The organism is uncultured Photobacterium sp. (genome assembly GCF_947502415.1).
Lineage (GTDB): Bacteria > Pseudomonadota > Gammaproteobacteria > Enterobacterales > Vibrionaceae > Photobacterium.
The window spans coordinates 257,710-279,051 of the sequence record NZ_CANMZV010000004.1; the positions used below are offsets into that span (position 1 = coordinate 257,710).

At 41.9% G+C, this 21,342-nt stretch carries 14 protein-coding genes; 5 read left to right on the forward strand and 9 right to left on the reverse strand.

The features are described from left to right. Nucleotides 1–21 precede the first annotated feature (21 nt). The 3 genes from Q0852_RS06535 to Q0852_RS06545 form a co-directional block, all read right to left on the reverse strand. Nucleotides 22–804, reverse strand: coding sequence for a metalloregulator ArsR/SmtB family transcription factor (locus Q0852_RS06535; protein WP_299015552.1), 783 nt, complete (start codon nucleotides 802–804; stop codon nucleotides 22–24). A 138-nt stretch (nucleotides 805–942) separates the two neighbouring features. Next, a complete protein-coding gene (locus Q0852_RS06540) occupies nucleotides 943–2,037 on the reverse strand; it encodes an alpha/beta hydrolase (protein WP_299015555.1) in 1,095 nt (364 codons plus the stop codon). A gap of 257 nt (nucleotides 2,038–2,294) precedes the next feature. Next, nucleotides 2,295–3,932, reverse strand: coding sequence for a GMC family oxidoreductase (locus tag Q0852_RS06545; RefSeq protein WP_299015558.1), 1,638 nt, complete (start codon nucleotides 3,930–3,932; stop codon nucleotides 2,295–2,297). Between the two features lie 275 nt (nucleotides 3,933–4,207). Here Q0852_RS06545 and Q0852_RS06550 point away from each other — a divergent pair, with 275 nt between their 5' ends. Next, nucleotides 4,208–6,199, forward strand: a complete 1,992-nt coding sequence (locus Q0852_RS06550; RefSeq protein WP_299015561.1) for an SDR family oxidoreductase — start codon at nucleotides 4,208–4,210, stop codon at nucleotides 6,197–6,199. A 48-nt stretch (nucleotides 6,200–6,247) separates the two neighbouring features. Further along, nucleotides 6,248–6,514 (forward strand): acyl-CoA-binding protein, encoded by a 267-nt coding sequence (locus Q0852_RS06555; RefSeq protein WP_299015563.1) that lies wholly within the window; start codon nucleotides 6,248–6,250, stop codon nucleotides 6,512–6,514. 431 nt (nucleotides 6,515–6,945) lie between these two features. Here the strand turns inward: Q0852_RS06555 and Q0852_RS06560 are convergent, their stop codons facing one another. Together Q0852_RS06560 and Q0852_RS06565 are read right to left on the reverse strand one after the other, a co-directional pair. Then, nucleotides 6,946–8,607 (reverse strand): wax ester/triacylglycerol synthase family O-acyltransferase, encoded by a 1,662-nt coding sequence (locus tag Q0852_RS06560; RefSeq protein WP_299015565.1) that lies wholly within the window; start codon nucleotides 8,605–8,607, stop codon nucleotides 6,946–6,948. An 83-nt stretch (nucleotides 8,608–8,690) separates the two neighbouring features. Beyond that, a complete protein-coding gene (locus tag Q0852_RS06565; RefSeq protein WP_299015568.1) occupies nucleotides 8,691–9,056 on the reverse strand; it encodes a hypothetical protein in 366 nt (121 codons plus the stop codon). 383 nt (nucleotides 9,057–9,439) lie between these two features. Between Q0852_RS06565 and Q0852_RS06570 the strand changes: the two genes are divergently transcribed. The 3 genes from Q0852_RS06570 to Q0852_RS06580 all read left to right on the forward strand — a co-directional run bounded on the left by Q0852_RS06570 (nucleotide 9,440) and on the right by Q0852_RS06580 (nucleotide 12,678). Beyond that, nucleotides 9,440–11,692, forward strand: a complete 2,253-nt coding sequence (locus Q0852_RS06570) for an acetyl-CoA hydrolase/transferase C-terminal domain-containing protein (protein WP_299015571.1) — start codon at nucleotides 9,440–9,442, stop codon at nucleotides 11,690–11,692. 36 nt (nucleotides 11,693–11,728) lie between these two features. Continuing rightward, a complete protein-coding gene (locus tag Q0852_RS06575; RefSeq protein ID WP_299015573.1) occupies nucleotides 11,729–11,878 on the forward strand; it encodes a hypothetical protein in 150 nt (49 codons plus the stop codon). A 542-nt stretch (nucleotides 11,879–12,420) separates the two neighbouring features. Continuing rightward, a complete protein-coding gene (locus Q0852_RS06580; RefSeq protein WP_299015623.1) occupies nucleotides 12,421–12,678 on the forward strand; it encodes a hypothetical protein in 258 nt (85 codons plus the stop codon). A 67-nt stretch (nucleotides 12,679–12,745) separates the two neighbouring features. On the opposite strand, the gene Q0852_RS06585 is transcribed toward Q0852_RS06580, so the two are convergent. From Q0852_RS06585 to Q0852_RS06600, 4 genes are all read right to left on the reverse strand, one after another. Then, nucleotides 12,746–15,223 carry a hypothetical protein gene (locus Q0852_RS06585; RefSeq protein WP_299015576.1) on the reverse strand — a complete coding sequence of 826 codons (2,478 nt, stop codon included), beginning with the start codon at nucleotides 15,221–15,223 and terminating at the stop codon, nucleotides 12,746–12,748. Nucleotides 15,224–15,903: 680 nt separating this feature from the next. Further along, nucleotides 15,904–16,818, reverse strand: a complete 915-nt coding sequence (locus Q0852_RS06590) for a GGDEF domain-containing protein (protein ID WP_299015579.1) — start codon at nucleotides 16,816–16,818, stop codon at nucleotides 15,904–15,906. A gap of 300 nt (nucleotides 16,819–17,118) precedes the next feature. After that, complete coding sequence (locus Q0852_RS06595) at nucleotides 17,119–18,543, reverse strand: glycosyl hydrolase family 18 protein (protein WP_299015582.1); 1,425 nt, start codon at nucleotides 18,541–18,543, stop codon at nucleotides 17,119–17,121. Between the two features lie 354 nt (nucleotides 18,544–18,897). Next, nucleotides 18,898–20,589, reverse strand: a complete 1,692-nt coding sequence (locus Q0852_RS06600) for an L-lactate permease (protein WP_299015585.1) — start codon at nucleotides 20,587–20,589, stop codon at nucleotides 18,898–18,900. Between the last annotated feature and the right edge of the window lie 753 nt (nucleotides 20,590–21,342).

The following is a 21,342-nucleotide window of genomic DNA, read 5'->3' on the forward strand; positions in this document are numbered from 1 at the left end:
ACTTATCTCAAATTTGGGGTGCTATACCGTTAACTGAGAGTTCGCTTTTTGGCTGAATCCCGGCTTCTTTCGATCCGTCAGCTGGCTGATTTTAAGCTTCTCTTTATTAATCATCCCCGGGTTACCGGTTCTTACCGTCGCCAGCGTATGGCGGATCCACGCTGGTAGTGATTCCGCTAACCGATAGAAAATCCATAAACCTTCCCGCTGATCCTGCAAAACACCACCATCACGGAGCAAGGCAAGGTGACGAGAAACTTTTGGCTGACTGACTTCCAGTACTTTGGTCAAATCACCTACCGTCATAGCCTGCTCATCTTCAATCAACATTAAAATCCTGAGCCTGAGGGGATCACTCATGATCTTAAACAACTCAACAGGGCCTAGAACATCAGACTGCTCCTCGCCGTTCAGCATAAGAAACAGGGCTATACGTGCTTGCAGGCCTTCAAAGGTATCTTGAAACCCTTGCATGCCATCAAGTGGCTTAGGATCTTTAAAATCCCAATGGATCAGCGCATCGGAATCAGCAAACAAAGCGCACTCATTGCTGGCTTTATCACACAGAGTGATCACAACATCAAAATGCTGATCTTGTAGATCGGCTGCAGATTGACTGTGCAGGTTATCGGCACAGACACCCTGCTCTTCCAGCACCTGATAAACACGCTGATCAACTTCTTCCGGCTTCATACCGGCACTTACTACCTCGTAACAGTCCGCAGCCATATGGCGCATCAGAGCTTCTGCTAACTGTGATCGGGCGGAGTTACCCGTACAAAGAAATAAAATTCGCTTCTTCATGCTGATCTCAAAGAATTACAACAACTGTCAGTATATGTGACTTTTCATATATAACAATAACCAGATAATCATTCAAGATCGCCAGCGGTTCCAGACAACAGATACAAAAACGCCCCGATAAATGGGGCGTCACTGCATTCAGGTTTTAGGCAACACGTCAGGAACGTCTAGCGTATTGGTGAGTACCCACTGTTCCAACTTTCCTGTTACTTGCGGATGGGTTAACAAATCCAAGTGGTTAATTCCAACGCCAACCCACGTATTTTCCTCTGGGTAATTCAATGACGGCAACTCATCAGTCGACTCACCAAGGGCACTAGAAACAGGCACTAACCCGTCACCTAAGCGATGGTTATTATCATCTTTAAGGTTATGGCCCAGGCAACTAGCTATAGCACAGCACATTACACCTGCCGGTAACATTGGGCGTTCGGGCAACCCAGTGTCATTATCATTTGCTGATTGCCAATCGGTATGCTGAATAAACCCTTTGCTGAGATCCTTGGTACCGCTGCTTCGGATTTCGGACAACTTATTCAACATCTTCAGATAAGGAGCTTCGGCGACTCTGTCATCTATCCAGCAGGCAAGTTGGGCCAGAGGCGCACCATTATGTGGTGTACCAAGAGTAATAAAGGTTCGTAAAGTCGATAGCCAATCAAGCTGATGCTGTTGCGCGTAATAACAAGCACTTCTGGTTACCAGGCCTCCCATGCTATGACCGATAATAACCAGCTCTCTGACCTGGCATGGCCATGCTGAAATTAGCTGCTCCAGCATTAACGCAAACGACTCACCATTAACGGAAATGTGCTGGCCAGTGTTATAACGCAGATATACCGGGGTATAGCCATATTTCGCCAGGCTACGTCCGTGGTCATGATCTTTCCATTTCCACTGCACATCATTCATACACCAGCCATGCACACACAACACAATACGTTCGGTATACTCTGGCAACTGTTGATTCAAAACAACAGCGTCAAGACTCAACGTTTGTTTCTGATCCCGAAAAACCATTTCTTGTCTAAAGCGACTGTTTCGCTGAACCAGGTAATCACCTAATATACCGTTCAACGTTGCGATAACAGCTTCACTCTGAACTGGCGGCAAGCCATTCTCGATAAAATCACTAAGCTTCTCTTTCGCAACGACTCGGTTCTCAGCCACCTTCGATGAAAGTTCTCCCATAAGGGTCTGAAGTTTCTGACTTAGGTTATTCCTAGAAATCATACATCAACCTTTGTTAAGCCATTTTCGATATCCATCATTGATTAGCAGGGAAATTAAATCAAGCGATTCCGGTTTAAGAAATATCAGATTTATTATTTTATGTGTGAGTAAGCAGGTTATTATTTATATACAGATGAGAAAGGTAAATTATTTAAAATAAATGCAAAGCAAGTATGACACTAAAAATTAGAAAAAGCATTCTAACTTTAAAATAATTCAGGCTGATATAAACAGCCTGAATATTTATGTATTACATATTATGAAATATCCATAGATACCTGTTTATCTGTAACGGACTTTTTTAAATAATCCTCCAGAATCATATCCGACGCCTTCTCTGCAATCATTATTGTCGGAGCGTTCGTATTCCCCCCAATTAAAGTCGGCATAATAGAAGCGTCTACAACCCGCAAGCCTGTAATTCCCTTCACTTTTAAACGAGGATCAACCACCGCCTGCTCATCAACCCCCATCTTACAAGTGCCTACCGGATGGTAGATCGATTCTGCCTTGCGCCGAATAAACGCCTCAAGCTGCTCATCAGTTTGGAGATCCTTGCCAGGATAAACTTCCTGTCCGCGGAAACGGTCAAAAGCAGATTGTTTGAGTATCTCTCGAGACAACTTAACAGCCTTCAGCATAACGCCGATATCTTCTTCATTTTCAAGATAATTAGGGTTAATCAAAGGCGGATTGAGCGGGTCACGATCCCGAAGGGTCAGACGACCACGACTTTTAGGACGAAGGTTACAGGCATGAAGAGAATAGCCATGTCTGATGGTTTGCCACAAATTCAAGCCATGATTATCCAGAAAACAAGGAGAAAAATGGAACTGAACATCTGGCGCAGCCTGATCTGGCGACGTCTTGACAAAACCACCAGCCTCGGCAATATTACTGGTGAAATTTCCTTTCCTGAACAAGATATAGTCAACAAGCCCCTTGAGTGATCTCAGCAAGGCAACCGGTGAAAAACCGACCGAGTAAAATGTCCGTTCACGGGTTACAGCCAGCACATCCAAGTGATCCTGTAAGTTCTCACCAACTCCTGGCAAATCACAGACAATAGGAATGCCGTGTTGAGTCAGCTGCTCTTTCCCACCGACACCAGAAAGCAATAGCAACTGAGGACTATTAATTGCCCCGCCGCTCAACAATACCTCCCTACTACACTCTAATGTTTGCGTTTTCCCTTTCTTTCGATACTCTATTCCCGTGGCTTTTGTACCATCAAAAAGCAACTTTGTGGTAAGTGCATCAGTAATAATCGTAAGGTTATCCCGATGCTCAGCTGGCCTTAAATATCCCACAGCGGAACTACAGCGTTGACCATTCTTTTGGGTAACCTGATAGTAGCCAATACCTTCCTGCTCTGCTCCATTAAAGTCCTGAACATGCTTATGCCCAGCCTGCTTAGCTGCTTTGATAAAAGCTTCTGAAAGAGGATTTCTTATTTTTAAATCAGAAACATAGAGTGGGCCATCACCACCATGGTAATCATCAGTCCCCCGCTCCTGATGCTGAGATTTCTTAAAGTATGGTAATACATCTTGATAGCTCCACCCCTCATTACCGAGGGCTGCCCACTCATCATAATCACAGGCATGGCCGCGAATATAGCACATTGCATTGGACGCACTGCTGCCACCCAGGGTTTTACCTCGTGGCCAAAACAATTTTCGGTTATTTAAGTTGGATTCATTTTCAGTGTAATAGCGCCAGTTCATTTTTTTAGAATGCATCATGCCAATGATGCCTAGTGGCACATGAACCATTACACTTGAATCTTTTGGTCCGGCTTCAACCAAGCAAACTTTAATATTCGGATTAGAAGACAATCTATTTGCAAGGACACACCCCGCAGAACCTGCCCCCACAATTATGAAATCGTACATAACATCCTCTCAAGTTAATTGTGATGTTTTGCCAGCCAACTTATTTATAACCCAGTCATTAAATTTATTTATATATACCCTTTAAAATGATAGGTTATTTTTATCTAAATTAAATCAATCCACCTAAAATAATTTTTAAAAACCAATTTATATTAAATAAAAAGGTGATCTACATAATAATTTTCACTTTTAATTAAAGACAAGAACTCTGACCAGTGTAACTTATATTTCCCTAAGGAATATGAAAAGTGTTGTAGTTACATTAAGGAGAGAGAATGGCATATTTTTTGACAGGTGGTACAGGCTTCCTAGGCCGTAACCTTATCACCCGTTTATTAAAGCGAGAGGGTAACATCTATGTACTCTGTCACGACAAGCTAGCGCGAGACCGCTTGGCTGCCTATCAGGAAGAGCACAATATTCCAAAAGGCCGTTTAACAGCGGTTCAAGGTAACCTGACTGAAGAAGGCTTAGGGTTATCTGAATCAGATATAGCGACCCTCAAAGGCAATATCTCTCACTTCTTCCATCTTGCTGCGATCTATGACCTCAAAGCGTCTGCCAAAGTGCAGGAAGCTGTCAATATTGAAGGTACTCAAAACGCTGTTGACGGTGCGGCATTGCTGAATGCTGGCTGTTTCCACCATATCAGCTCGATTGCTTCCGCAGGCCTGTATGAAGGTCACTTCCGCGAAGATATGTTCGAGGAAGCTGAAAATCTGGATCACCCTTACTTCTCGACCAAACATTTATCTGAAAAAGTAGTCCGCGAAAAATGTACCGTGCCATTCCGCATCTACCGCCCAGGTATGGTTGTGGGTGACTCTAAAACAGGAGTTGCCGATCGCGTCGACGGTCCTTATTACTTCTTCAAGATGCTCCAGCGCATCCGTAATGTCTTACCAGCATGGATGCCAACTATTGGTCTCGAAGGCGGATTCCTGAATATTGTACCGGTTGACTTCGTCACCGATGCATTGGATCACATTGCCCACAAAAACGAACTGGACGGCCAATGCTTCCATCTGACCGATCCTAAGCCTTACCGTTCCGGTGAAGTACTGAATATCTTTGCCGAAGCCGGTCACGCCCCTCGCATGGCTGTACGCTTTGATACAAGGCTATTTAGCTTCATTCCTAACCAGGTTCGCAACGCTATCCTTTCATTACCGACTATCAAGCAAATTGCTGATGTCACAATGAAAGATCTCGGCATTCCATCTTCAGCCTTACAATTTTTCGCATACCCGACTGATTTTGACTGCCGTGAAACACAAAAAGCACTTAAAGGCTCAGGCATTGAATGTCCTCGCCTGCCAACTTATGCTCCTGCAATTTGGGATTACTGGGAACGTACGCTGGATCCGGAGATTTCAGGCGATCGCAGCTTAGCTGGCCGCGTGAAAGACAAGATCATTTTGATCACCGGTGCAAGCTCTGGTATCGGACAGGCAACCGCGTTCAAGCTAGCAGAGAATGGCGGTGAGATGATCCTGGTTGCACGTGATGAGGAGAAACTGGCCCACACTAAACTGGAGGTAGAGAAGCGCGGTGGTATCGCCCACACCTACCAATGTGATCTTTCTGCTATAGAGCAAATTGAGAAACTAACGGAAGATGTGCTAGAAAATCACGGTCGGGTAGACATTCTGATCAACAACGCTGGTCGCTCGATCCGCCGCTCAATCGCTAACTCAATTGACCGCTTCCATGACTTTGAGCGCACAATGCAACTGAACTATTTTGGTTCACTGAAGCTGACTCTGGGTCTTCTTCCTTCAATGGAAGCCAATGGCGGTGGTCACGTTATTAACATCTCATCTATTGGTGTTCTGACTAATGCGCCACGCTTCTCGGCCTATGTGGCATCAAAAGCTGCACTGGATGCCTTCACCCGTTGCGCAGCGTCAGAATACTCTGATGTAAACGTAAACTTTACTACCATCAACATGCCGCTGGTTAGAACTCCAATGATCGCACCGACTAAAATTTACCAGTCAGTGCCGACACTAACACCAGATGAAGCGGCAGATATGCTGGCAACCGCTATCATTGATAAACCAAAGCGTATTGCTACCAACTTAGGGATCTTTGGCCAATTGGTTCATGCACTATTCCCTAAACTGGCTGAAATTATCATGAATAGCTCATTCCGAATGTTCCCTGACTCGAAGGAAAGCGAGCAAGGGAAAGAAGCAAGAAGCGAAAAAGCCTCTTCGGCAGAGCTCATTGCATTCTCTGCACTGCTGAAAGGCATTCATTTATAAAAAAACCACACACCAGTGTTGGTTAGGATTATTTATTAAGGAAAAATCATGGCTGATCTAAAAGCAACTTTTGAACAAGCACAAGTAGACGTTAAACAACTAACTAAGCGCCCTTCTAACGACGAATTGCTGGCTCTATATTCTCTGTACAAGCAAGCAACTGAAGGTGATGTTCACGGTAAACGCCCTGGCATGTTTGATTTCAAAGGCGCTGCTAAATACGAAGCATGGGAAGGCTTGAAAGGCATGGATGCAGAAACTGCAATGCAGCAGTATGTAGACAAAGTTGCCGAGCTAACTGCAGCTTACGCATAATTTGCAAGCATTAACCATGAAGGGCCGCGATTGCGGCCTTTTTTAGTTTAGTAAGGCCTTTTTTCCGCATCTTCCAAAGGCTCCTCCAAGAGCGCAACGTCAATCCTATCAACGACCCTGTATACCAAACTGAATAATCTGGCCTATCTGCAAGAATGAAAAGGCTCAGACAAGGCACTTATTGTAGCTGTCTTTGCCCCCATCAAAATCAAGTAACACAGCAACGGTTCACCGCTCTTCGGGAGTACTTCAGTCACAACAAGCTGTGTTCCATTTAATTCAATACCATAATTTGCTTCTATTTCAGGTAAAGCTTCACCGCATTTAAGAGCACACAAATAGAGCACAACAAAAAGCCACGCAACAGCGCGTTGCGTGGCTTTATTACTTATTACTTATTAACTTATTAACTTATTAAGTATCGTTTTATATTAATGAATATTTGCTGCTGCTTTTTCCTGAGTTTCTAGCTCATCCTGGTTTTTTGCTGACTGGTTAGGATTTACCTCAACCGTCACTGACAGCATGTCAGTCAACCTAGCTAACTGTTTTTCCAGTTGTTCAACTTTCTTCTGCTTTTCTGTAAATAAACGTTCGAATTCTTCGTCTTCCGGCGTTAAGGAGCCATTCGCGGCCTCGACGGCAGTTTCGACAGCCAACGTCTCATCCTCACGGTATTCTAACTGATCTGCTACCGCTGACGCCGCGGCATCCATCACTTCATACTTAAGCTCTTCCAATGCTTCAACCATATAATCGGCAATAACCTCAAAACCAGGTAATGATTGATTACAGGCAACAAGTGAATAGTACATGGTGTCGGCATTACTAAAGAAAGTGATATTCAGTGTCTGACCAGGCATCAATAACGAGACTGGATACTGCTCCTGCACCTTCGCCCCCATGTAAAAGAGCTTCTCTTTTGCACCAGGAACATTTGATATCAGTAAGTTACTTGCTGGCGGAATAAAATTATTCAAACCGAATTTACCGCCAATCAACGAAACCCCGTTAACAACCATTGAATAGTTCACATATGCATCAGGTGAAATATTCAACGCTTCACGCTTAAGATCCTGTGTTGCATGCTCAATAGCTTCAAGACGCTCTAATGGAGTCAATAAGGGCTTGCCAAGCTCTACATGCCCAACAGACATCTTATTGCCCTTAGCCGCCACATCATTCTTCTTACGCAAGTTAATCGGCATCATTGCAACCAGCGGCTTACAAAGCGGGATTGCCCGATCATTAAGATAACGATTCAACGCAATATCACTGACCGTAAACAGGACATCATTCATCGAAGCACCGGTGATCCGGCTGATATGCTTCAATTCGGTAATTGAAAACTGGCCTAAACTCACTGCACGGCTTCGCTTAGGGCTCAGGTTAAATGGTGTTTTAGGGGCCGTGAACGGTACTTTGAGATCGCAATCGGCTAATTTAACAGCTTTCAGCGCCAGCTTACTGCCCAGCCTGAACATGGACGGGATCAACGATATTTGTTTTGAAGCCGCCATCACTGTTTTCGTTACCATATCAGTCAGGTGCGTTTCTGCTCTGCGCTGAGAAGCGCTCTTACGCAAATCACACTGCCAGAATGGCTTACCGAAAGAATCTTCAATATTATTCGCACATGAACGGGTGAACAGAGTTGCAGCACGTACACCGTCAGCCATCGAGTGATGGATCTTCATCACCAGCGCAACACGATTATTTTCAAGTCCACCGATTACCCACAACTCCCACATTGGACGGCTACGATCCAACACCTGGCTGTGCAAACGACCGACAACCTGCTGAAGTTGTTTTTCAGATCCCGGCGACGGTAGCATTGTGATACGCAGATGATCCTCTAGGTTTACCTGGGATTTGGTATCCCAACGAGGCTTTCCGGTTAACGACCAATTCAACTTCCAGTTAAATGGCGGAACAGTTTCAGTTTGCTGCAGGAAGTGTCCGTAAAGATCCTGAGCAAACGTCGCCGCCTGTTCTTCTGGCGGATCCAAAATCACCAATCCCGTCACATGCATTGGTGTTTTGGCTGTTTCGAATACAATAAAACTGAAGTCAAGAAGAGACAAACTTGGCATATGATTTTCCTTTATCTAACTTGCTTTGGGGCCAATCTGCCTCAAACAATAATCAGTGGACCTAAAACAATAGTGAAGTTTTATTACTTATCCTTTTGTGCCAGTTCATCTATGGCTTTTTGCAATTGATCAATCTTCACCTCAAAATTAGTAAGGCGATCACGATCAACACCACAGGTCTTATTTAAAGTGCGATTAAACTGAGATTCTGCGCGTCCCATAATTACAGACTTAGTATCCATAACTCGCTGAACTGTTTCAGCTTCAACAGCTTCACCTTTCACTACCAAGTCATTAAAACGTTTAGTCGCTAAATGCTGAGCCATACCAAACTGTTCGATACCTTTACTATAGGCACCTAGGCCTGCCAAGATAACAGTTCTGACTGATGTTTCACCCATATGGCTCACAGATTTAATATTTCCAATCATTTTCACTGGATTGATCATAACTAATTTCCTATCAATTTCTTATTAGAGGTTGAAATTAAACCTATAACTGGGCCAAAGCGTAACAATTGGAATTAGATCATTCTTTCTAATCTTTTATTTTTTTACAGCACATTAATATCACATTACATGCCGGCATTTAATCATCATTAATTTCAATAATTTAGTTATCAATAGAAGCCTCATCAATGGGATTTAGAATCCTCAACCTAAATGATAGAAAATTATAAAAAATACGGCCGATGTGACTAAGTTCAATTTATTGAAATAAAACAATCATCAAGTTAGAAAAATAGAGTGAACACTCTACCTTTAAGGGGAAGAATATTACAAAAATAATAAGAATCTGCCTCCAATAATAAACATCGAACAAGGAATGCGAAATGTCAGTATTAGAGTTAGTTGATACAAATCTTACTACAACCCCAACAAAAGAAGATGCAGCAGCACAAGCCAAGCCACCAGCAACCGTTGTTGCTGATGCTGAAGATCTTGTCGATCACGTCTTAAACGTTGTAGGAAAAAACGTTGTTCTCGGGGCACCGTTAGCAATAGGTAAATCAGTTACCTTCATCAATGCACTTTACCAACGGGCCAAAGCAGACCCGAGCATTAACCTTCGCATTGAAACCGGTATTACGCTGGAAAAACCTGTCGGTAAAAGCCAGCTTGAAAAGAACTTCCTCAAACCGTTTGTTGAACGTGAATTTGCAGATGTACCAGATATTGATTACGTCATGGATCTGCGTAAAGGAGCTGTACCAGATAATATCACAATTAGTGAGTTTTTCTTTAAAGCCGGCAGTTTCCTTAATAGCCCGCAACAGCAAAACTATACCAGTACCAACTACACCCATGCAGCACGTGACTTATTTGATAAAGGTGTCAATGTCATTACCCAACTCGTTGCTTCACGGACAGTTGACGGTGTAACAACCTATAGCTTGTGCAGTAACTCGGATCTGGCTCTGGATATGATCCCGGAAGTTGACAAGCTCAAAGCTCAAGGTCATCCATTTGCTGTCGTTGGCGAAGTAAATAGCAACATGCCATTTATGGAAAATCATGCCGAAATTCCAGCTAACATGTTTGACTTCGTACTAGATGGTAATCTAAAGCCGGATCACAAAGACTATGAACTGTTTGCTGCTCCACAAGCCAGCATCTCTGCCGAAGATCATATGATCGGCTTCTACGCCAGTTCATTGATCAAAGATGGCGGCACACTTCAGGTTGGTATCGGCTCACTAAGTAGTGCTTTGATTTACAGTGCTTTAATGCGTCATCAACATAACGATACGTATAACAAACTACTTAAAGAGCTGAAAGTTGATGAGAGGTTCCCTGTTACCCGAACTGTCGGTGGAACAAATACCTTTGAAGAAGGCTTGTACGGATGTAGTGAGCTCATGGTTGATGGTTTCGTCCATCTCTACCAAGCCGGGATCTTGAAACGTGAAGTTTTTGAAGACCTCACCATTCAAACTCTGCTAAACAAGAAGAAGATTACGACTGATGTCTCTGTTTCAACCCTGCTTGCCCTATTAGAGCACGGTGTAATTCAAAAACAACTCACCAGTGAAGATGTAACCTATCTGAAACGCTTTGGTATTATCAAACCTGCGGTGAAATATACTGAAGGTCAGCTAGAAATAGACGAGCAAACAATCCCAGCCGATCTTGCGAACAGCGAAGCTCTAGAGTTAATCACCAAGCACTGCCTGGGTGATAAACTGGTTGGTGGTGTGGTTATGCATGGTGCCTTCTTCATCGGTCCGAAAGACTTCTATGAAGCGCTTAGGACTATGTCACCAGAAGATCATAAAAAGTTCTGCATGACGAGTGTAAACTATGTCAATGATCTCTATGACCACTTCCTGGGCAGCCAGCAACTTAAACAGTCACAACGTAAGTACGCACGCTTTATTAACTCAGCCATGATGGTCACACTCAATGGTTCGGTTATTTCTGATGCACTAGAAAATGGTCAGGTTGTTAGTGGTGTCGGTGGTCAGTACAACTTTGTAGCGCAATCACACCAGATGAGTGATTCGCGCTCAATTATTACGTTACGCAGCTGTTCATTCCGCAAAGGTAAGCTTGAGTCAAACATCAAATTTAATTACGGCCATACAACGGTCCCACGCCAGCTAAGAGACATTGTTGTTACGGAATACGGTATTGCTGATTTACGCGGTAAACCAGATCATGTGGTTTACACCGAGTTGATCAAAATTTCCGACTCACGATTCCAACAACAACTGCTTGAGCAGGCAAAAGCCGCCGGTAAAGTTGCCAAGGATTACACAATTCCAGTTGAGTTTGGTAATAATACCCCTGAGGCAATCAAAGCAACTTACAAGAAATATACGGAACAAAATATTTTTGGACCATTCCCGTTTGGCTGTAGCTTTACAGATGAAGAACTTCAGCTTGGTAAAGCTCTAAAATCGCTGAAAGTGAAAACAGCAACACCAGCAGGAAAAATTCAATCTATCCTACATGCACTTACAGCACCTAAGCCAGATCAGCACACTGAAACACTTCTGAAACGTATAGGCTTGGATAATCCTAAAAATCTCCAGGATAAAATTACTCAGCGTGTACTAATATCAGAATTGAGAGGCCGCAATTAAGGCCCGAGCACTGTGAGTAGCTAACGAGGAAAGCTAATGGCAAAAAAAAATAAGGAAATGGCTTTGTGTCCCTACGCCGCAATTTGGGGTTGTCCGAAATGCCCGGTCAGGAAAATCTGCCCAGGGAAAACCACTATCGGTGATCAACCACTGAAACCAAAAGTGGAACAAGCACAACACAAGTAAGACACAAATTAAGCGCAATTGCCATAACAAGAAAGAAAGCCTCTGTGCTTTCTTTCTTTTTTCTAAATACCATCAACACCAGGCACCAATATCATCAGTGCAGATATTTATCCCCTTCCTAATACCAAATTGAATAATAATCCGGCCTATGCAAAATCAGAATGAGTAAGCTTGAATTTAGACCCGCATTTTACTGACACTAACCAACCCAATTGCACTATCAATCTTTATTAGCCACTCATCAACAAGCGAATTCACAACTGAATAGCAATAAAACACATATTAACCCATAGGAAACCAGTATCATCACTCACTGTTACAAACTCGATCACGATAAGTAACAACTACCCCACCAAACGTTTGCGTAATCGATAACGATCCCTTTCCCTAAAATTAACTGTTCAACTCATCATTAGCCGTTGTTATAGTTTCAACATAATTTATACAAAGACCACTCGGGGCAAGGAATCTCCCCTTTCTATCAATCACTCGATTGATAACACGCTCATGATGAGTGATTGGCAAAACTAGAGGGTATCAATATGGATTTCAACATGGTTGAAATGGTGGGTTATGCATCATCACTAATGGTAGCAATATCACTAATGATGAAAGACATCGTATGGCTTCGTATTCTAAACTTTATTGGCTGTGTACTATTCACAACTTATGGCTTCATGATTGATGCTTTTCCGGTTGTGGTTACTAACGGATTTATCGCATGCGTCAATATTTACTTCCTTGCTAAAATGCAGCAAGAGCGCAGCAAGCAAGCAAATATGTCCTGCGAATCAGCCTGATAAACCATCAATCAATACAAGATAAAGCCAACAGCGATACTGTTGGCTTTTTGTTTCTTACTATAAATTACTCAGCTAATACCATAATTTTCGTTGAAAGTTCCTGTTCAACTCCATCATCATCCCGACATTTCACCTTCAGTGTATCATTGAGAACCTTCAACCCCTCAGCAACACTAAATTCCCCTTTTGGCGTAACCGCAAAGGAACAACGGTAATTCTCACTCGGAGCAATTGACGTGCTAGCGCAATCAATATTTTCAACCGTGAAATCATTAAATATCCCACTAAATAATGGTACTTCTATATTCGTCTCAGGTGCATTCTGATCAGAGTTCGGAACTAATACAATAAAGTCTGAATCGGGTTCAAAGCTAAGCTGTTCGACATTACCAACGGCCCCAGTAACCGAGACTTGTATTGTTGCAGACAGATTCAAGCTTAGTTCCATATTATTAGCAACCGAACTAAACAAAACCATTGCATCATCGGTGTCAAATCCCTCCCCAACGCTACCATCCGCACCCTGCTCTCCATCCGCAACCAGAACCCAGGCAATGTTATCGACTGATTCGTCGTCATCCCCTTTAACCTTGAAAGATATCGTACAAGCAGCAGAGTCACCAACAGAGACCGTTGTACCAATCAAGTTTGAACAAGTATCAGCGACTGGCGAGGTATCAGCAATATTACTATCAAATACCTGGCTAGGAGCCGTAAGCCCAAATACATCTGCCTGTGCAAAATCAATAAAATCCTTAATTTCAAAGGGTTCAAAACTATTATTGCTAACCACAAACAAAAAAGTCACCACTGGAGCCTGAGACAAATCGGCCAGCTGATATTCCCCCACACTTGTCGACGTATCATGATAACTAACAGGATCCAAAGGACTCACATCAGGAGCCAAACCAGCCCTCACATACTTTTTCAGGCTAACAATAGGATTAACATTGTCGACATTGATACTGGCTACCGCTGTTGTTAAATCACCCGGCGTTCCTTCTTCATCAGTCGGGATAGCCGTAATTGTATTTTTATAAACATCACCAGCGTTAATATTCGAATAAAGAGCTCCAATATTAACCCCATAGTTACACTCAGAATGGCTGTTGTAATACAAACCACCAGTAGCACATCCCGTATAACCTAACGGGATTGGCGCAGCACCGCTATTCATTTCCTGTATAGAATCATTGATATCCGTATCTTTGATGTGTATTTCATCCCATCCCGATTCATTCGTAAAAGTCACCTTGTAGTCAACGTAGTCAAAATCACTGACTCCTGTTTCAAGGATAGACGTTGGTGATGCTGATTTTGATACGGTTAGGATTGGCGGAACATCTATGATACTGACCGTAACCGCATTAGATGGGCCAAAGTATTGCGCAGATGTATTATCAAACCGCCAATGGACACCAAATTCATTAACCTTATCTTCACGAACTTCGCTTGTTAATGTATCAGTATCAGTCAAGGACAGACTCTTCCAACGAAAAGTTACAGTGCAGGTATAAGTGGCTCCCGGTGCAATAATCTCAGAACCTGATGCCAAACAAGTTCCGTCATTATCAACAGCCCCGCTCAAAACCACCTGGTCTTCATTAATCACACTTACAGTTGAAAGGTCACTTGAAATATAAAACTCTGTACCACCGAATTTCTCAACTAGTTCAGTAATAACCAAGGATGTGTTGGTATTAGGATTGGTTACATGTAAATCAAAACTAAATGTATCCTGCCCGGCAAAAATATCTGATTCTAACCGTGAAGAAACACCGTTAACGGATTTTTCCAATACAGGCTCACTGGGTAAAACTTTGACAGGAATCGTAACGGTTTCACAGTTACATTTTGATGGAGCTCCTGGAGTGGGTAATAATCCGGTCTGAATCCCATCACTTGTGCTGCAAAGGCTATCATCATTTTGATCCCAAGTTGCACAATAGTCTAAATCGACGAAACTATCTCCGTCTGTATCCTGACAAACAAAAGTTACGTTTTCTTCTTGATACACAGCATCCTTAGATTTCGTCACATCAGCACATAGATCACCATTAGCTGATTGCGAATTTAGAGACGTTGCATCATTGCCTATCTCACCAACCCAAATAAGACACTCATTGTTGCGATCACCTTCAACACCATCTAACGGATTAGCCAAAGGATTGGTTGTGGTATAAAACGCAAAGTTATAGCGAATATTAGCTGTAGACTTGACCTTAAAGTTGAGCTTCTGGTTTACAGTCTGACCAGCTTTACAAGTCGATGGCGCTCCCTGAGGTAAAGTAATTTCCGCCAACTGAACATCATTGGCCGTACAAGTCAGACTATTTAAACCTGCGCGAGCGCGAACACATTGTTCCCTATTAGATGCTGACAGTTCGTAGTTATCCGGAAAAATGCGAATACTAGAATATACGTCTTCCAAATTCCTCTGGCCCGAATAAACATTAGCGCTACTGGCCAACAAAAAGAAAAAAATCAGAAAACTAAAAATAACAAAAACTTTCCTTCGGTAGTCAAATTGACATCTCATCATAACCACTCCGCTTTGCCAGCAGATTCAACCATGAAGTTCGAAACAGCTCTCATCCATGCAAATTTAAATATGCTGACTAATTTAATAATGTTGTACCGGTTAAAAAAACAAATTTTCCCCTAATACTATTTTCCTATTCCTACCACTAGTGCTCATTATATCTCACTAGGAAGTAACAACATTTTCTAGAAAGCGCTTAAAGTTACTGCTGGACACTTTTATAACAGCAAGAAAATACAACTAAGATAGTGCAAGTTACAAAGGTTCAATTCTTAACATTAAGAATTGTTAGCGCGGAATGGTTTTATGGCTAAATATCAAAGCAAATCTTATTATTGCTTAAATTAGTAACAATAACTGGAAAGGTTTAAATATAAAGGTATTATCGAAAAAACAAGCCATGTCTAATTGAGCTAGCTGAATCAAAAATCTCTGCAGAATTTATCACCCCCTAACCATATCGAAATGTTGGTACTACAGAAATCCAGAGAGAAAAATAACAGCTACTCTCAGGATAATATTTTCCATTCGATGCTAGCCATTATGGATGTAAAAACCCAGCCCTATAACGCAGCTCTGGACATTTTTACCCAATGTCGTCGCTAGAACTTACAGGCGGTGGCGATATCACAGGGAAAAGCCGAACCACTCAGGCTTGGCTATATAAATCATCAAAACAACTACATATAAATACGTGCGTGGCTACACTCACTGGCAGCTCGCCAACAATTTCGGCCTTGCCCCTTAGCTTCATACAATGCCTTATCTGCTTGCCCTATTAACTTTTCGACAATACCTAACTCAGCTTCACAACTTATAGCCAAACCAAGGCTTACCGTACATGCCACATCCTGGCCCTCATGACTAATTGTCAAAGTCTCAACACAGTGGCGAATTCTTTCCGCAACCAGTTTTGAACCATGAAGATCAACATCAAAAAGAACCAGCACAAACTCCTCACCACCAAGTCGAGCTAAGTAGTCATTCTTACGCAGAACCGTCTTTACTGCTGATACTATCTGGACCAATACAACATCACCGAACTGATGCCCGTAACTGTCATTAACACGCTTGAAGTGGTCTATATCAAAGATAATGACGCTAACATGTGTATTGTCAGGAGCTGAACCATTTAAAATCGAATCAGCCCTCATCGTTAAGGCTCGACGGTTTAATACGCCAGTTAAAGGGTCGGTTTCTGCCAGGTGGCTCATCAACTGACACTGCTTAGTATGAAACTTAACCCACAGTGAACTGCCTAATAAAAATAATACAAAACCACCAGTTTCAAGGAAATCTTCGTATATCTCATACGGTTGCATAAGGTAAGTGAATTCATCAGAAAAATCCCAGAAATGAGCAATAAACATTACTGTCGAAGCCAGCAACATAATACGGTAAACAAGGAGAGATTCTTTCAAAGCTTCAACGTGGAACATCAGATACAAACAGCTAAGAGCCATACCTCCATCAAAAAAGATATCAGGTAGAAACAATGGGGTGATAATCGGAAAAAAAGCAAGCTCCAAAAAAAACAAAACGAGCAGGATAAATAAACAGGTTAACTGATACTTATATTTTAATAACTTAACCACTTCCTACTGCCTCAAAACAACCCATAACCCGCCAATATAACATATAAATCTATCAATAGCATTTCGGCATCTTAGCCATCTCAACAATAATAGTGGCAAAACAAATACACCTTTATAAGAACATCAAAAAATCATTGCTATACATATTGAGCAATCCATTCTTATGTAAAAAATGATCAATCAATCACAGACGTGAATCAATATTACTTATGCAACCGCTTTAATCCAACCATAATAAACATTCAACAGCCCAACACTTGTTTATGTTGGGCTTAATTCATTTAATGAGTTTTCAGGTAATTAATTTAATAACAACTTCCAAGGACCATGAACATTCCCTGGTTCGTTATTTAATGTCCACCATTTGGCAATGTACAAATCCCCCTGATAAACGACTTTATCACCTTTATAAAATACAGTTTCAGCATCCCACGCAGGAAACTTATTAGCTTCCAGAACATTGCCTACACCGTGGTTCATGGCATTCAAAATATCGCCATTATCCTGGCCATATTCCCACGAAAATACCCCAGCAAGATTATTAGCAACGACATAATGACCTTTATTCTGCACATCTTTCGGGTGATCAAAACCTACAAATGCCCCGTCACTTTCTCGCCATGCATAATGACAATCACAATCACGATCGTAATGTATTTCAAAGCCATTGATACCTGTACCATCCGGACCTAAAATCTCGGCGGCCACACGTTTATAAATAGCCACTCCAGCTTCGTCCCACGGGTTAACAGGTTTAGGGAATAACCCCGTAGCTGTGCCGCCTATCTCAGCACCTTCAGGGCTACGAGTCACACCATCCCAGCCACGAGCATACATTGCTACACCCAAAACCAATTTTTCAGCAGGAATACCAAGATCCTGCATGTTTTTTATACCTTGACCGCCACTATGCCCATACCCTTTTGCAAGGTTACTTTCATGTAATTGCAACGCCGTGTGATGACCAATATTAGCTTTCGACCAGGCACCAAAAAAATCGTACGTCATCATAAAGATGTAGTCCATATATGGCTCTGCACGTACGTAATTGACATTTTGTATATTATTGGTGTGAGTGCCAATCGCTGATGTGATCAGATATTTTCGGCCAGTATCTTGCTCTAACAAATCAAACGCATTACGCATTTCAATCATCAGGTCAGCATACGCTTCACCCTCTTTCGGATTCTGTGGCCACTCCCAGTCAATATCAATACCATCGAAACTTGGATTTCGTTTTAAGTAATCAACAACAGATTGAATAAAAACCTGACGAATCTCTGCCGTGGCTGTCATAGGGACAAACGGAGCCGATCCACCCCATCCTCCAACTGATGGGATCACTTTGATATGGGGAGCGCGTTTTTTCAGGTCGGAAAATTTAGCAGCAAAGGTTTTATCGATACTGTTTGTATCTTCTGCAAGTTCAAAATCATTTTTCTTACTACAGATTTCATTAACGCTCGCTATTTGTCCCGGCCCACAAATATGCATAAATGCATAGAGTACATGCGTTAAATTATTACCATATACACTGTCCACTATCGCCGGGTTTGCCCAATTGGCAACATAACTAGCCACCACTTTACCGCTGGTTTGCTTAAATTTATCGTGTTGTCCTGTAAAGTAATCGCTAGGCTCGCTTGCGACTACAACATTGCATCCTAGCGCTAACGCAAGTGGTAATGCCACACATTTACAAGTTTCGGATAACTTCCATTTCATCGTCATTTCACCTCTATTTAGGACCCTTTATAAACTCGTGTATATCCTTATTGGTGCGTACGACCAAAACAACCGAAGGCGTTCGTTTTTTAATCATCTTGTGATTATGTGTTACAAAATGAATGTTACTAATGAACACCATCGAGTGAACGGGTGACGTGAAGCAATATTGATTCAAAATCGTTATTTAGAGTAAAAAACAAAAGATCCAGCATTTCTGCTGGAGCCTCTTATATGGAAGCACGTCCCGAAGTCAAACCGAGAGCCCCGAAATGCAATATGGTAAATATCACTCTTGAAACGCACCATATTTAGAACGGTGCGCCGGGCTAGGCATGCAAGATATTATGACTTTTACACCACGGTACTCATTATTGCTGCCACAATACCGTAAACAATCATTGGTACAACGGTTCGCTTAATAATATAACCTTCTTTATTAGCTATACCTAATATTGTTGACACAGCAATGATGTTATTGATGCACACCATATTACCCATAGCACCACCTACTGACTGCAAAGCTAAAATAGTCGTTTGTGGTAGCCCAACATTCATTGCAATCGTCTGCTGGATAGCACCGAAAGTCAGGTTAGACACAGTGGCAGAACCAGAGAAAAATGCCCCAAGAGCACCCAAGTACGCCCCTACATACTGCCAGCTTGTCCCCATAAGATCAGAGAAGGCTTGTCCTGTTGTCATGATGGGAGAATTTTCTCCTCCTGTCATCATAAGCTTCACCATAATTAAAGCCCCTACCAGCGCGATAAATGGCATTTTGATTCGGTTTGCTGTTTCAGAAAACATTTGTTTAACGACATTTCCAGACAAATTCAACAGTGGGATAGAAATCAATACCACAAGAAGGAAAGGTATCAATGCTGGTACATAAAGAGTTTTATAAGCCCAAGATACATCGGTTCCCAGAATATGGCTGAGTTTAATAATAAGTGCCTTACTAAGGCTAAAATCACCAAGCGGACCAAGCGATAAAGTAAATATTTCAGTACCGTCAATCAGCATTGACTTAATACCGAACTGCTTAATTCGAGTTACGATAAGAATCGCAATGAGTAAAATCGTAGGCGTCATAGCTTTAAATATCTGTGTCAGTGACACCTTTTGATTTTGGCTACTTTCATTTTTTGATGAATGATTCGCTGTCGAATGTGAATCACCCGTTACCATATTTACTTCTGTAACGTCACCGAAAGCTGCGGCATTCCCAGCAGGAATAGCTTGTGTAACACAGCGCTGCTCTGCAACTAAACCCAGGCCGAAACGCGCAACAATAACTGAAATAATCAAGCCGATAGCACCTCCAACCAGTGCAGGGAACTCATAATTCCATTGCGCAAGTAGGAAGTAAGGGACAGTACATGACAAGGTACTAATCAACACAAACAGATAGTTCTTACGAATATCGTTCCAGCTAACGATAAAACGCAGAGCCATTGGCGGAATGATAAATGCCGCCACAAAATGAATTAGAGCAGAAATGTTACCTGTTTCGAGTAGAGCTGCATCATCTAAACCTAGGTTGGAAAAACCGAACCAAGTTGGGGTTCCCACTGCACCGAATGATACAGGTACAGAGTTCATAACTAACGCCAACATGGCAACTTTTAATGGGTTAAAACCTAAGCCAACGAGAATAGGAGCAGCTATTGCAGCGGGGGTACCGAACCCAGATGCACCTTCAATCATGAATGCAAAGGCCCAACCGATTATCATTAGCTGAGCAACCTGGTTTCGACTGATCCCTTCAAGCCAGCAACGAATGGTATCTTCAGAGCCTGAAAGAAAGATCATCCGGTTTAATAAAATAGCGCCAGCAACAATAGAAATAGGGGTAATAGCAGAAAGAATACCAGCAATGATATTGGCGTTGATTAAAGTGAGGTCTGTGCCAAAGTAAAAAAATTGTAGTGATCCCACCATTAGAGCAGTAATCGGTAGCGCTATGTGCGAAGGTAACCCGTTTTTCTTTGTCATCATCCAAATCAAGATGACAATAGGTATAACGGATAAAAATAAGGACGTCATGATGTTTCACTCCATGTATTAGATCAAATAGTTACATAACAAGTTACGTAGCTTCTTGGGATTAATTCCCCTGTTTTTAGTTTTATTTTTTCGTTACAGAACGTCTTAAAAAAGCAATTCCCTGTAAGGTTTTTTATTGTAAGGAAGATATTTTAAAGCCGAAAAATATAATGCCTATGACTCTTTTTGTTACAAACAAGCCACAATCCATATAAGTCACTTTATTACAGGTTATGACTCTCGCTTCAACACCTTCTAAAACAAAGATGTAAGAAATAAAACGTGCAAATAACCACCACTCATTGCGCACAAACTTGAAACAATCATTTTCAAAATACTTACTAATAATCAAGCGAGATAACTAATGATTTTATTTTTTGCGCACTGTAACCGAAAAACAAATCAGTAACCACCAGACGCCATGTTGTAATATAACAACAAAAGCAATCATTTTAATGCTTCTTACTTCACTATCTGTAATTTAATTACAAAGCAAAACCAATACAGCATCTATAAAATAAATACTCATCTGGGTTAACTCCTGCTTTCCGGCAAAAGGAGATGTAACAGAAACAGTATCTATTGCTCCCCTATCCATTTCAAAAACACTCGATTTATACATTCACTATGTTCAGCTAAATCATATTTTCGAAATAACACATACAGCTCATAGTTAGGTCATGACGCCAACTTGTTGAACTAACATCTGTAGAACTCACGCTCAATGAATGTGCCAATTACCTTGTCATGCAT

Excerpts from the sequence above, each read along its gene's own strand:
- Q0852_RS06595 (WP_299015582.1), bottom strand. The coding sequence starts at position 18,543 with ATGAAATGGAAGTTATCCGAAACTTGTAAATGTGTGGCATTACCACTT.
- Q0852_RS06560 (WP_299015565.1), bottom strand. The coding sequence starts at position 8,607 with ATGCCAAGTTTGTCTCTTCTTGACTTCAGTTTTATTGTATTCGAAACA.
- Q0852_RS06545 (WP_299015558.1), bottom strand. The coding sequence starts at position 3,932 with ATGTACGATTTCATAATTGTGGGGGCAGGTTCTGCGGGGTGTGTCCTT.
- Q0852_RS06600 (WP_299015585.1), bottom strand. The coding sequence starts at position 20,589 with ATGACGTCCTTATTTTTATCCGTTATACCTATTGTCATCTTGATTTGG.
- Q0852_RS06580 (WP_299015623.1), top strand. The coding sequence starts at position 12,421 with ATGGATTTCAACATGGTTGAAATGGTGGGTTATGCATCATCACTAATG.
- Q0852_RS06575 (WP_299015573.1), top strand. The coding sequence starts at position 11,729 with ATGGCAAAAAAAAATAAGGAAATGGCTTTGTGTCCCTACGCCGCAATT.
- Q0852_RS06555 (WP_299015563.1), top strand. The coding sequence starts at position 6,248 with ATGGCTGATCTAAAAGCAACTTTTGAACAAGCACAAGTAGACGTTAAA.
- Q0852_RS06585 (WP_299015576.1), bottom strand. The coding sequence starts at position 15,223 with ATGATGAGATGTCAATTTGACTACCGAAGGAAAGTTTTTGTTATTTTT.
- Q0852_RS06570 (WP_299015571.1), top strand. The coding sequence starts at position 9,440 with ATGTCAGTATTAGAGTTAGTTGATACAAATCTTACTACAACCCCAACA.
- Q0852_RS06540 (WP_299015555.1), bottom strand. The coding sequence starts at position 2,037 with ATGATTTCTAGGAATAACCTAAGTCAGAAACTTCAGACCCTTATGGGA.
- Q0852_RS06565 (WP_299015568.1), bottom strand. The coding sequence starts at position 9,056 with ATGATCAATCCAGTGAAAATGATTGGAAATATTAAATCTGTGAGCCAT.
- Q0852_RS06535 (WP_299015552.1), bottom strand. The coding sequence starts at position 804 with ATGAAGAAGCGAATTTTATTTCTTTGTACGGGTAACTCCGCCCGATCA.
- Q0852_RS06550 (WP_299015561.1), top strand. The coding sequence starts at position 4,208 with ATGGCATATTTTTTGACAGGTGGTACAGGCTTCCTAGGCCGTAACCTT.